We start from the raw sequence: 12,201 nt of genomic DNA, 5'->3' as shown, positions 1-12,201 counted from the left end.
CCCCGGCGCGCGACGAGCGACAACGGCGCGCGGCAACTCCGTGCCCGGAAGTTCATCCCTTCCGGGCGTCCTCGGCGGGCACCGGGACGGTGCACCAGGGCAGCAGGAGCTGCACCAGCGGGCCGATGGCCAGCGCGTACGCGACGGTGCCGGCCCCGGCGGTGCCGCCGAGCAGCAGCCCGGCGGTGAGGACCGTCACCTCGATGCCGGTGCGGATCAGCCGCAGCGAGCGGCCGGTGCGCCGGTGCAGGCCGGTCATCAGGCCGTCGCGCGGGCCGGGGCCGAGCCGGGCGCCGATGTAGAGGCCGCTGGCCAGCCCGTTGAGGGCGATCGCCGCGGCCGTCAGCGCGATCCTGGCGGGCAGGGCGCCGGGGCCGTCGACGACCCGCAGGGTGAGGTCCATGGCCGCGCCGATCACCAGCACGTTGGCGACGGTGCCCAGGCCCGGGCGCTGGCGCAGCGGGATCCACAGCAGCAGGACGAGGGCGCCGCAGATCGTCACCCAGGTACCGACGGAGAGGCCGATGGTGCGCTGCAGGCCCTGGTGCAGGACGTCCCAGGGGTCGAGGCCGAGGCCGGCGCGGAGCATCAGCGCCATGCTCACGCCGTACAGGGCGAGGCCGACAAACAGCTGCGGTATCCGGCGGCCGAGGGCGTGGGTGTCGCCGAACACCCGGACGGCGAGCGTCCGCCCGGCGGCCGGTCCGGGTCTGGTGGGGGTGGCTGATCCTGGTGTGGTCGTGGTGGCCAAGGCCTGCTCCTGCGGTGGTGCTGCACCACCGGGGCGCCCGGTGGTGGCGGCCGGCATGGCCGCCCTGCCATGATGGCCAGTCCAAAGCTGCCCGCTCCAGGGCCAATCCCGAGCAAGTGGACTTTTCAGCCATGGTCGACTGGCACACCACCGTCACCCCGCCCGCACTCGCGCGGCTGCTCACCACCGCCCGGCTCCCCGAGCCGGCCGCCGCCCGCCGCCCCGCCTACCGCACCCTGGCCGGACAGATCCGGCTGCTGGTCACCGAGGGCCGGCTGCCGGTCGGCGCCCGGCTGCCCGCCGAACGCGAGCTGGCCACCGCACTGGCGATGAGCCGCACCACCGTCGCCACCGCGTACGAGACCCTGCGCGGCGACGGCTACCTGCGCAGCCGGCGCGGCGCGGGCAGCTGGACCGCCCTGCCCGAGGGCGCGCCGCCGCCCGGCGAGGCCCTGCACCCCGTCCCGCCGGACGAGCAGGGCCGCATCCTCGACCTCGGCGTCGCCGCCCCGCCCGCCCCCCAGCCCTGGGTCGGCCAGGCCGCCGCCCGGGCCGTCGAACAGCTGCCGTACTACGCCGCCGGGCACGGCCACTACCCCACCGGCGTCCCGGTGCTGCGCGAGGCCGTCGCCCGCCGCTTCACCGAGCGCGGACTGCCCACCACCCCCGACCAGATCCTGATCACCACCGGCGCGATGGGCGGCCTGCACCTGCTCCAGCGGGCGCTGGTCGGCCGCGGCGACCGGGTCGCCGTCGAGGCGCCCAGCTACGCCCACACCCTCCAGGCGCTGCGGCTGGCCGGCGCCCGTCTGGTCCCGGTGCCGTACACCTGGACGCCGCGGCCCACCTGGGACCTCGACGAGTGGCGGCGGGTGCTGCGCGGGGCCGGCCCCCGGGTCGCGTACGTGATCCCGGACTTCCACAACCCGACCGGCGCGCTGATCGACGAGGAGCAGCGCCGCGAACTGCTGGCCGCCGCCAGGGCCGCCGGGAGCATCGTGCTGGCCGACGAGACCACCGCCGAACTCGGCTGGGGCGTACCGCCGTCCACGCCGCTGCCGCGCCCGACGGCGGCCCTGGACCGCGCCGCCCAGGTGGTCACCGTCGGCTCGGCGGGCAAACTGCTCTGGGGCGGCCTGCGGATCGGCTGGGTCCGGGCCGCGCCCGCGCTGGTACGCCGGCTGGCCACCGAACGGGTCTACAGCGACGTCGGCACCCCGGTGCTGGACCAGCTGATCGCCGCCGAGCTGCTGGGCGATCCGCTGCCCGACGTGCGGGAGCACCAGCTGACCCGGCTGCGGGCCACCGCGCGGGCCTTCGCCGCCGCCCTGCCCGAACGGCTGCCCGGGTGGAGCTTCACCATGCCGTCGGGCGGGCTCTCACTGTGGGTCTCCACCGACGGCCTGTCCGGCGCGGCGCTGGCCCGGGCCGGGGAGCGCAGCGGGGTCCGGATCGCCTCCGGCAACCGCTTCGGTTCGGACGGCGCCTTCGAGCACCACATCCGCCTCCCGGTCACCGTGCCCGCCGCGACCGTCCCCGCCGCCGTCGAACGCCTCGCCGACCTGGCCGCCCAGGCAGCGGCCGGCGGACGCCTCGAACCGGCGGACGAGTCCCAGCCGCTGGCGGTCTGACGGCCGCGCGGCGGGGCAAGTCCCTTGGCGCGCGGGAACTTTGGCGCGTTCGCGCGGGCCGCGGCCGGACGAACCGCGTCTGTACGGGCCGCGGTCGGCCGTGCCGCGGCCGACCGCGGCTACTGGTGGTCGGCCCGGCCGCGCCAACCCGTCACCGGCAGCGCGAACTTGGCCACCAGCCGGTCGGTGAACGGCGCCCGGTGCAGTCTGGCCAGCCGCACCGGCGTCCGGCCCCGGCGGACCTCCACCCGCGCCCCGGCGGGCAGTTCGACCGAACGCCGCCCGTCGCACCAGAGCACCCCGTGCGGGGTCTTGGGCTGCACCTCGACCGCCAGCACCGACTCCGGCGAGGTCACCAGCGGGCGGGCGAACAGCGCGTGCGCGGAGATCGGCACCATCAGCAGCGCCTCCACCTCCGGCCACACCACCGGCCCGCCGCCGGAGAACGCGTACGCGGTGGACCCGGTCGGCGTCGCGCACACCACGCCGTCGCAGCCGAAGTTGGAGACCGGACGGCCGTCCACCTCGGTCACCACCTCCAGCATCCGCTCCCGGGACGCCTTCTCGATCGAGGCCTCGTTCAGCGCCCAGTCCTCGTGCACCACGTCGCCGTTGGTGCGGACGATGACGTCGATCGTCATCCGCTCCTCGACCTCGTAGTCGGCGTCGACCACCCGCTCGACGACCACGGCCAGGTCGTCCCGCTCGGCCTCGGCGAGGAAGCCCACCCGGCCCAGGTTGATCCCGAGCATCGGCAGCCCGTGGGAGCGCGCCAGCTCCGCCCCGCGCAGCAGCGTCCCGTCCCCGCCGGCCACCAGGATCAGCTCGCAGCCGTCCGCCGCCCCGGGGCCCTCGGTGACCTTCTCGACGCCCTCCGGCAGGTCCAGGTCCACCGCCTCGGCTTCCAGCAGTCTGATCCGGAGCCCCACCTTCAGCAGCCCGTGCACCAGGGCCTCGACGCTGCGCAGCGCCGTCTCCCGGCCGGTGTGCGCGATCAGGAAGACCGTACGTTCTTCATCGCTCATGCCGCTGCCCTCTCCCTAACGCCTGCCGGGTCGCCCTTGGTCCCGGGGCGGCCGCGCCATACGACATGACGGGCCGGACGCTCGCAAGGCACCCTACCGGGGCCCCTCCGCCACGGCCCGGTCCGCGTCCGCGGGGTCCAGCCGCGGAGCGTCACGGCGCAGCCAGAGGAAGTACTCGACGTTGCCGGACGGCCCCGGCAGGGGGCTCGCGGTGACCGCGCGCACGCCCAGCCCGAGCTCCCACGCCTGCCCCGCGACCTGGCGCACCATCTCGGCGCGCAGCTGCGGGCTGCGCACCACCCCGCCGCTGCCCAGCCGCTCCTTGCCGATCTCGAACTGGGGCTTGACCATCAGCACCAGGTCCGCGTCCTCGGCCGCGCAGGAGGCGAGGGCCGGGAGCACCAGGCCGAGCGAGATGAACGACAGGTCGCCCACCACCAGGTCGACCCGGGTGCCGCCGATCAGCTCCGGCGTCAGCTCGCGCACATTGGTGCGGTCCATCACGGTGACCCGCTCGTCGCTCTGCAGCGACCAGGCGAGCTGCCCGTAGCCGACGTCCACCGCCAGCACGTGCGCGGCGCCGGCCCGCAGCAGCACGTCGGTGAACCCGCCGGTGGACGCGCCCGCGTCCAGCGCCCGGCGGCCCTCGACGACCAGGCCCTGCGGCACGAAGGCCGCGAACGCGCCGGCGAGCTTGTGGCCGCCGCGCGAGACGTAGTCGGGGTCGTTCTCGTCCTTCGCCACCACGACCGCCGCCGAGGTCTCCACCTGGGTGGCCGACTTGGTCGCGGTGGCGCCGCCGACCGTCACCCGGCCGGCGGCGATCAGCTCGGACGCGTGCTCACGCGATCGGGCCAGCTTGCGGCGGACCAATTCCGCGTCGAGTCGACGTCGTGCCACTGCCACTGGTGTTTCAGCTCCTACGGATCCTGCGGGTCATTCCTGGTCGAGCGCGGCCAGTGTGTCGACGAGCCGCTGGTGAACATCTTCGTACACCGCGACGTGTGCCTCGGCGGGGACCCCGTCCAGGGCCTCCAGCCGGGCCAGTCCGGCGTCCACCCCGGGGTGGCCGGTGGGGAGCAGCTCGACGCCGAGCGGCTCGGCGGGGAGCACCGCGTCGAGCGGTGCCGGCGGCCCGGCGTGCCGGACGGACCGGGGCGGTTCACTCGTCTCGGGCATCGGGCTTCTTCGCGTCGTCGGACTTCTTCGGGTCGCCGGGCTTCTTCGTGCTGGTGGCCTTGCGGACCGTGGTCTTCCTGGTCGCCGCACGCTTCGCGGGCGTCCCGGGCTCGGTTCCGGCCTCGGCCTGCCGGGGGGTGGCGGACTTCTTGACGGTCGTCGTCCGCTTCGCGGCGGCCTTCCCTGCCTGCGTCGTCTTGGCCGACGTCTTCTTCGCCGGGGTGGCCTTCTTCACCTCGGTGGGCTTCTTCGCCGTGCTCTTCTCGGCGGCGGCCTTCCCGGCAGAGCTCTTCCCGGCGGCGCTCTCCTCCGCCGCGGGCTCCTCCCGCGGGGCCGGGGCGACCGCGGAAACCCGCGGGACGGACGAGACGGGCGGGACCGGCGGGTCGACCTCGACCGGCTCGTCCACCTCCACCCGCTCGGCGACTATCGGCTCACCCACCGTCCGGGCGGCCGACCGCTCCTCCTCGGCCTCCCACCCGCGCCCGAAGAGGTCGCCGGCCCGCGGCGCCGGCACCGGCTCCTCGGCCCCGTACGCCCCCGGCCCGGACGCGGCCGCCGGGGCCTCCTCCTCGACCTCGCGCAGCTTGGTCTCCAGGTACGCCAGCACCACGCCGACCTTGGTCACCTGGTCGCCGACCCTCTCGAAGACCTTCTCCGCCTCGTTGCGCGCCACGCCGACGGCCAGGTCCACCCCGGCCCGCCCGGCGGTGACCGCCTCCCCGGCGAGGGTCTGCAGGGTCTCCACCGACGGCGGGAACTGGCCGCCCAGCCTGCGCTCGACCCCGGCGACGTCGACCCCGGCCTTCTCCAGGATCGAGCTCGCCGTCCCGACGACCAGCTTGCCGACCTCCTCGACCACTCCGGCGGCGGTCTCCACCACTCCCCGAACCGTCCTCGGCAGCATCCGGGTGCCTCCCAATCGCCTCTGGGCGTCGCTCCGTCGCCCTCAGTACCCGGGCGCCGTTCCGGGCACCCCACCGACGACGCTACCGCCAAAACCCGCCTGAGGTACCGTGGCCCGCAGTCAGCACCGTAGCGACCGGGGGAGGGAGCCGGCCCGTGGCGAACGCCGAGGAGTGCCGGGAGGCGCTGGAGCAGCTCAGCCGGAACATGACGAAGTCCACCGGCGACGTCCGCAAGGCCGCGGCCCTCGACCGCTCGCTCAGCTGCCGGATCACCGACCTCGACCTGACCTTCACCGGGCGGCTGCGCGACGGCCGGATCCAGGACGTGGTGGTGGCCCCCGGCGCCCCAACCGGGAAGGCGGAGATCCGGCTCACCATGAGCAGCGACGACCTGGTCGCGCTGGTCGGCGGGCGGCTCAACTTCGGCTCCGCGTGGGCGAGCGGCCGGGTCAGGCTGGAGGCGGGCTTCCGCGACCTGCTGCGGCTGCGCACCCTGCTCTGACCCCGGCCGCCGTACCCGCCGACCGCCGGACCGTCCTCAGAACCCCAGGTCGGCCAGCGCCTTCCGGCCGTCCACCGGCGCGCCGCCCGCGTCCAGCACCGTCCACGCGGCCGCGCACAGCGCCCGCAGGCCGTCCCAGCGGTCCCCGGCCCCGGACAGCCGCAGCACCCCGGCCTCGACGCCCGCGACCCAGCCGCCGCACCCGAAGCCGCCGTCCACCGGCGTCACCGCCGGGTGCGGGACGAGCAGTCCGCGCAGGTCCGCCGCCAGGTAGGTCGGCCGGTGCTCGACCGGGGCCGCCAGCAGCAGCTCCGGGGTGGTCACGCCGGTGAACACCAGCAGGCTGTCCACCCCGCCGTTGAACGCGCCCTCGATGTCGGTGTCCAGCCGGTCCCCGACCACCAGCGGCCGCTCCGCGCCGGTGCGCAGCACGGTCTCCCGGTGCATCGGCGGCAGCGGCTTGCCCGCCACCTCCGGCTCCACCCCGGTCGCCGCCCGCACGGCCGCCACCAGGGTGCCGTTGCCGGGCGCGATGCCGCGGGCCCTCGGCACCGTCAGGTCCAGGTTGGACGCCACCCAGGGCAGGCCGCTCTGCACCGCGTACGCGGCCTCCGCGAGGTCCGTCCACCCCACCGAGGGGTCGAAGCCCTGGACCACCGCGAGCGGCCCGTCGGCCAGCGAGCGGACCGCGACCAGCCCCAGCTCGGCCAGCGCCTCCTCCAGCCCGAGACCGCCCACCACCAGCACCTTCGAGCCGGCCGGCACCTTCTCGGCGACCAGCCGGGCGGCGGCCTGGGCCGAGTTGATCACGTCGGCCGGCTCGGCCGGGACGCCCAGCTCGGTCAGGTGCTCGGCGACCACCCTCGGCGGGCGGGAGGCGTTGTTGGTCACGTACGCGAGCCGCATCCCGGCCGTCCGGGCCGCGTCCAGGGCGTCCACCGCGTGCTCGATCGCGTGCGCGCCGGCGTAGACCACGCCGTCCAGGTCGAGCAGCGCGGTGTCGTACGCGTCGGTCAGCGGCCGCTCGCTGCCTCCGGGGGCGGTCCGTCGCACGGGGGTGGCCGTCTCGGTCATGGCTGCGCTACCTCATTCACTGCGTCGTCGTTCACTGCGTCGTCCGTGTCGCACGTCCTCGTGCGTCAGGGTGTCAGGGCGTCCGGTACGGCCTCCGGCCCAGCGCCCGGTACGGCGTCCGGCCGGGTCGCGGCGCCCACCGGTCAGGCGGCGCCGTCGGCACCGGCGGTGCCCGCCGTTCCGCCGGCCGGGCCCTCGGCGCCCGCCGGGGGCTCCACGTACCCGGGGGCTCCCGGCAGCAGCGGGCCGTACGCCCCGGCGCGGGCCGCCAGGGTCGCCCTGGTCTGCCGCAACGCCTGCCGGTAGTGGTCGGACTCCGGCCGCATCGCCACGGCCAGCGCCAGGTGCTCGGCGGAGGTCTCGAAGTCGCCCAGCCGGGCCGCCGAGACGCCCCATCCGAACTGAGCGTAGTCGTCCGCCGGATCCGCGAGCGCCACGGCACGGAAGTTCGCCAGCGCCGCCGCGTACGAGCCCGCGTCGAACTGGGCCCGCGCCAGCGCCTCCCGGATGCTGCGCGAGTGCGGCTCGGCCGCCACCGCCCGGGCGAGCAGCTGCTCGGCGGCCGCCGGGTGCCCCTGCGCCAGCAGCTGGGCGCCCCGGCGGAACCAGTCGTAGACGTCCCCGGTGGGCTCCCCGGAGCGGCTCTGCCGCGGCACCCCGCCGGTCTCCGTACCCGCCTCCGAGCCGCCCTCCGAACCGACCGGCACCGCGCCGGCCGTCGAACCGTCGCCCGGCACGCGGCCCGGCACGCCGTCGGCCGGAGCGTCCCCGCGGGTGGCACCGACCGGCCCGCCCGACTCGGCCGGGCCGCCGCCGTCCACCCGTTCCTGCCCGTCGTCCATGCCGTACCTCGCCCTCGGTCGCACACCCGCCCCACAGATCGGCACGGGTATTCCGATCTCTCAACAACGCGTACCCGGTTACGATGCCCAGAATGAGCACACCCAGTGCAGAAGACGGAGTCGAGACTCCCGAGGGCGGCCCCGGCGATCCCGGGCACGTCGCCACCGCCGGCCTGTCCCTGTCCCCCTTCCGCGGCCTGCGCTACGTCCCCGACCGGGTCGGCACCCTGGCCGCCGTGACGTCCCCGCCGTACGACGTCGTGGACCCGGGCCGCCGGCTCGACCTGGAGACCGCTGACCCGCACAACGTGGTCCGGCTGATCCTGCCCAGGCCCGAGCCCGAGGACGCCGGCGACCGCCCCGACCGCGACACCCGCTACCGGCACGCCGCCCGGCTGCTGGCCGCCTGGCAGCGCGAGGGCGTCCTGGCCGCCGACCCCGAGCCCGCGATCTACGTCTACGAGCAGCGGCTCCCGGCCACCGCCGACTCCCCCGAGCTGCTCCAGCGCGGCCTGATCGGCGCCCTCGCGGTGAGCGGTCGGGAGGGCGGCGTGGTGCTCCCGCACGAGGACGTGATGCCCCGGCCGGTCGCCGACCGGGTCGGCCTGATGCGCACCACCCGGGCCAACCTGGAACCGCTGCTGCTCACCTACCGGGGCGGCGGCGGCGCCTCCGGCGTGATCGAGCGGACGGTCGAACGCGAGCCGCTGCTCTCCACCGCCACCAGCGACGGCACCCACCACCGCCTGTGGGCGGTCACCGCCCCGGCCGAGATCGCCGAGATCAGCCGCGACCTGGCCACCTGCCGGGCGCTGATCGCCGACGGCCACCACCGCTGGGAGATGTACCTCCGCCTCCAGCGCGAGCACCGCCACCTGCCGCGCAGCCCCTGGGACCGCGGCATGGTGCTCCTGGTGGACACCGCCCGCTACCCGCTGCGGGTCCGTGCCATCCACCGCGTGCTGTACCGGCTGCCGGTGGCCGAGGCGCTGGAGCGGCTCGGCGACCAGTGGAAGGTCAAGGAGGTCCCCGGGCCGCTGTCCGCCGCGCTCCAGGCCCTCGCCGAGCAGAAGCGGCACGGCGGCAACGGCTTCGTCCTGACCGGCGGCGACGGCGTCTACTGGCTGCTCGGCGAGCCCGAGGAGTCCCTGCTCGACGCCACCGTGCCGCACGGCCGGCCCGAGGAGTGGCGCCACCTGGACGCCACCGTCCTGCACGCCACCCTGCTGGACCGCACCTGGCACGTCCCCGACGGCCCGGACGACATCGGCTACCTGCACACCGCCGTGGCCGCCGAACAGGAGGCCGCGCGCACCGGCGGCACCGCCGTCCTGCTGCACCCGGTCCGGGAGTCCGTGGTACGACGGCTGGCCGAGCAGGGCGTCACCATGCCGCGCAAGTCCACCTCCTTCGGGCCGAAGCCGGCCACCGGGCTGGTGCTGCGCAACCTCGCGCTGGGCTGACACCGCCCGGGGCTGACACCTCGGCCGGCCCGGACACGGGCCGGAACGCCGTGAGGCCCTGCCGTTCCCGGAGTTTCCCGGGGAACGGCAGGGCCTCACGGCGTTTGCCTGGGAGCTGCTCAGCTCTTGTCGGCGTCGGCGTCGGCCTTGGCGGCCTTCGACTCCTCGGCCTCGGCGGCCTCGGCCTGCTGGGCGCGCTCGGGGACGACGCCGTCGAAGTCGTCGTCGATCTCGAGGTCGTCCTCGTCGTAGAACTCCTCGACGTCCTCCTCGTCCTCGAAGATCACGCGGTCCTCGGAGTGGTCGCCGCCACCGCGCTTCTTCTGCACCGGGGCGTCCGTCGACTCGGCCTCGTCCTCGGCCAGCTCCGGGTCGAGCGTGTCGGTGAACTCCACGCCGTCGATCTCGGCCAGCCGCTCCGAGGCGTTGGTGGTGCCGTCGGTGTCGGCCTCGGCGGCCTTGGCGAACCAGTCACGGGCCTCGTCGGCCCGGCCGGCCGCGATCAGGGCCTCGGCGTAGGCGTAGCGCAGACGCGCGGTCCACGGCTGAACGGAGTTGGAGGCCAGCTCCGGGCTCTGCAGCGTCACCACGGCGGCGTCGAACTGCTCCATGTCGGCGCGGGCACCGGCCGCCACCAGGCGCATCTCGACCTGGCCGGCCTTGTCCAGCTGCTTCACCTCGGGCTCGCCGGCCATCGCCAGCGCCCGCTCCGGACGGCCCAGACCGCGCTCGCAGTCGGCCATCACCGGCCACAGGTCCGCCCGGCCGGTCATCCGACGGGCGGCGCGGAACTCGGTCAGCGCCTCGGAGTAGCGCTGCGTCATGTACGAGGCGAAACCGGCCGCCTCACGGACGGCCGCCACGCGGGAGGCCAGACGGAGCGCGATGCGCGAGTACTGGTAGGCCTCCTCCGCCTCGCCGTCGAGCAGGCGGGCCACCATCACCAGGTTGCGGGCGACGTCGTCCGCGAGGGTCTTGGGCAGGCTCTTGAGCTCCTGGCGCACGTCCGCGTCCAGCTCGTAGCCGGTGACGTCCTCCGGGATCGGCAGACGCTTGACGGGCTCGTAGTTGCCCCGGCGGTCGTCGTACTCCCGGCGGTCGCCGCCGCGCTCGTCCCGGTCACGGCGGTAGCCGCCACCCGACGGGCGGTCGTCACGGCGGAAGCCACCGCGGTCGCCACCACGGTCGTCGCGGCGGAAGCCGCCACGGTCGCCACCGCGGTCATCGCGGTTGAAACCGCCCGAGGGGCGGTCGTCACGACGGAAGCCACCGCCGGCCGGACGGTCACCACGGTCGCGGTTGAAACCGCCACCCGACGGACGGTCGTCACGACGCGGACGGTCGTCACGGTCGTCACGACGGAAACCGCTCGGGCGGTCGTCACGGCGGAAGCCACCGCGGTCGCCGCCACGGTCATCGCGGTTGAAACCGCCGGAGGGGCGGTCGTCACGGCGGAAGCCGCCACGGTCGCCACTGCGGTCATCGCGGTTGAAGCCACCCGAGGGGCGGTCGTCACGGCGGAAGCCACCGCCGGCCGGACGGTCACCACGGTCGCGGTTGAAACCGCCACCCGACGGACGGTCGTCACGACGGAAACCACCACGGTCGCCACCACGGTCATCGCGGTTGAAACCGCCGGAGGGGCGGTCGTCACGGCGGAAGCCGCCACGGTCGCCACCGCGGTCGTCACGGTTGAAGCCACCCGAGGGGCGGTCATCGCGGCGGAAGCCACCGCCGGCCGGACGGTCACCACGGTCGCGGTTGAAACCGCCACCCGACGGACGGTCGTCACGACGGAAACCGCCACGGTCGCCACCACGGTCGTCACGGTTGAAACCGCCGGAGGGGCGGTCGTCACGACGCGGACGGTCGTCACGGTCGTCCCGACGGAAACCACCGGACGGGCGGTCATCGCGGCGGAAGCCGCCACCGGAGGGGCGGTCGTCGCGACGGAAACCGCCGCCGGAGGGGCGGTCGTCACGGCGGAAGCCACCGCCGGCCGGACGGTCGCCACGGTCGCGGTTGAAACCGCCACCCGACGGACGGTCGTCACGGCGGAAGCCGCCACGGTCGCCACCGCGGTCGTCACGGTTGAAGCCACCCGAGGGGCGGTCGTCACGGCGGAAGCCACCGCCGGCCGGACGGTCACCGCGGTCGCGGTTGAAACCGCCACCCGACGGACGGTCGTCACGACGGAAACCGCCGCGCTCGCCGCCACGGTCGTCACGGTTGAAACCGCCCGACGGACGGTCGCCGCGGTCGCGGTTGTACCCGCCGGTGGGGCGGTCGTCACGGCGGAAGCCGCCACGGTCGCCACCGCGGTCGTCGCGGTCGCGGCCGTACCCGCCGCCCGACGGACGGTCGTCACGACGCGGACGGTCGTCACGGTCGTCGCGACGGTAGCCGCCGGAGGGGCGGTCATCGCGGCGGAAGCCACCGCGGTCGCCGCCACGGTCGTTGGACCAGCCCCCGCGGGACCGGGGCTCGTAGCCTCGGCCGTCGTCCGATCGACGCTCGGGACGGTCCTGGGGCTGGTTCGACATCGTGGTGACTCCTTCTGCTGCTTCAGCTACACCGCGGGCGGAGCATGCGACTCCACCACCGCCACGCGGCTTCGACGCCGGCCTGCTGGCCCGCGTACCTTCTCCATTGTCCGACATGCCGGGACCCTCCGCGTCTGGGCGGAAGTCCCGCTTTTGCCGATCTTCTTCACGTTCGCAAAACACAAAAAGGCCGCGGCCCCAGCGAGTCGCTGGGGCCGCGGCCTTGAATAATTGTTCGGCGGCGTCCTACTCTCCCACAGGGTCCCCCCTGCAGTACCAACGG

General features: G+C 75.2%; 11 protein-coding genes and 1 pseudogene. 3 read left to right on the top strand and 9 right to left on the bottom strand.

The genetic code is table 11. The features are described 5' to 3' along the window. Positions 1-52 precede the first annotated feature (52 nt). Positions 53-751, bottom strand: coding sequence for a hypothetical protein (locus tag ACFVU7_RS40600; RefSeq protein ID WP_074004685.1), 699 nt, complete (start codon positions 749-751; stop codon positions 53-55). Positions 752-882: 131 nt separating this feature from the next. On the opposite strand from ACFVU7_RS40600, the gene ACFVU7_RS40595 reads away from it, so the two are divergent. Further along, positions 883-2,382: a PLP-dependent aminotransferase family protein gene (locus ACFVU7_RS40595; protein WP_375875572.1), complete on the top strand. Its 1,500-nt coding sequence runs from the start codon at positions 883-885 to the stop codon at positions 2,380-2,382. Positions 2,383-2,501: 119 nt separating this feature from the next. Here ACFVU7_RS40595 and ACFVU7_RS40590 read toward each other — a convergent pair whose 3' ends face one another. From ACFVU7_RS40590 to ACFVU7_RS40575, 4 genes are all read right to left on the bottom strand, one after another. Further along, the gene (locus ACFVU7_RS40590) at positions 2,502-3,407 is read right to left on the bottom strand and encodes an NAD kinase (RefSeq protein ID WP_049654720.1); all 906 of its coding nucleotides are present in this window, start codon (positions 3,405-3,407) and stop codon (positions 2,502-2,504) included. A 93-nt stretch (positions 3,408-3,500) separates the two neighbouring features. Continuing rightward, positions 3,501-4,307 carry a TlyA family RNA methyltransferase gene (locus ACFVU7_RS40585; protein WP_388051233.1) on the bottom strand — a complete coding sequence of 269 codons (807 nt, stop codon included), beginning with the start codon at positions 4,305-4,307 and terminating at the stop codon, positions 3,501-3,503. Positions 4,308-4,343: 36 nt separating this feature from the next. Then, positions 4,344-4,586, bottom strand: coding sequence for a hypothetical protein (locus ACFVU7_RS40580; RefSeq protein ID WP_074004682.1), 243 nt, complete (start codon positions 4,584-4,586; stop codon positions 4,344-4,346). Beyond that, a complete protein-coding gene (locus ACFVU7_RS40575) occupies positions 4,570-5,469 on the bottom strand; it encodes a hypothetical protein (RefSeq protein WP_388051230.1) in 900 nt (299 codons plus the stop codon). The genes ACFVU7_RS40580 and ACFVU7_RS40575 overlap by 17 nt, the downstream gene beginning before the upstream one ends. A gap of 179 nt (positions 5,470-5,648) precedes the next feature. On the opposite strand from ACFVU7_RS40575, the gene ACFVU7_RS40570 reads away from it, so the two are divergent. After that, positions 5,649-5,996 (top strand): SCP2 sterol-binding domain-containing protein, encoded by a 348-nt coding sequence (locus tag ACFVU7_RS40570; protein WP_388051227.1) that lies wholly within the window; start codon positions 5,649-5,651, stop codon positions 5,994-5,996. A 36-nt stretch (positions 5,997-6,032) separates the two neighbouring features. Here the strand turns inward: ACFVU7_RS40570 and ACFVU7_RS40565 are convergent, their stop codons facing one another. Together ACFVU7_RS40565 and ACFVU7_RS40560 are read right to left on the bottom strand one after the other, a co-directional pair. Then, positions 6,033-7,070 carry an HAD-IIA family hydrolase gene (locus ACFVU7_RS40565; protein ID WP_049654729.1) on the bottom strand — a complete coding sequence of 346 codons (1,038 nt, stop codon included), beginning with the start codon at positions 7,068-7,070 and terminating at the stop codon, positions 6,033-6,035. Between the two features lie 143 nt (positions 7,071-7,213). Next, positions 7,214-7,912 carry a M48 family metallopeptidase gene (locus ACFVU7_RS40560; RefSeq protein ID WP_107086519.1) on the bottom strand — a complete coding sequence of 233 codons (699 nt, stop codon included), beginning with the start codon at positions 7,910-7,912 and terminating at the stop codon, positions 7,214-7,216. 92 nt (positions 7,913-8,004) lie between these two features. Between ACFVU7_RS40560 and ACFVU7_RS40555 the strand changes: the two genes are divergently transcribed. Further along, on the top strand, positions 8,005-9,375 hold the full coding sequence (locus ACFVU7_RS40555; protein WP_082345921.1) for a DUF1015 family protein: 1,371 nt from the start codon (positions 8,005-8,007) through the stop codon (positions 9,373-9,375). Between the two features lie 119 nt (positions 9,376-9,494). Here the strand turns inward: ACFVU7_RS40555 and ACFVU7_RS40550 are convergent, their stop codons facing one another. Both ACFVU7_RS40550 and ACFVU7_RS40545 read right to left on the bottom strand, forming a co-directional pair. Further along, a complete protein-coding gene (locus ACFVU7_RS40550; RefSeq protein WP_375877814.1) occupies positions 9,495-10,379 on the bottom strand; it encodes a hypothetical protein in 885 nt (294 codons plus the stop codon). Between the two features lie 177 nt (positions 10,380-10,556). Continuing rightward, a pseudogene (locus ACFVU7_RS40545) lies at positions 10,557-11,264 on the bottom strand (tetratricopeptide repeat protein); the annotation flags it as partial. Between the last annotated feature and the right edge of the window lie 937 nt (positions 11,265-12,201).

Source organism: Kitasatospora sp. NPDC058046, assembly GCF_042885595.1.
In the GTDB taxonomy this organism is placed as follows: domain Bacteria; phylum Actinomycetota; class Actinomycetes; order Streptomycetales; family Streptomycetaceae; genus Kitasatospora.
Note: the sequence above shows the minus strand (reverse complement) of the source record. Positions and strands in the feature narration are given on the sequence as shown.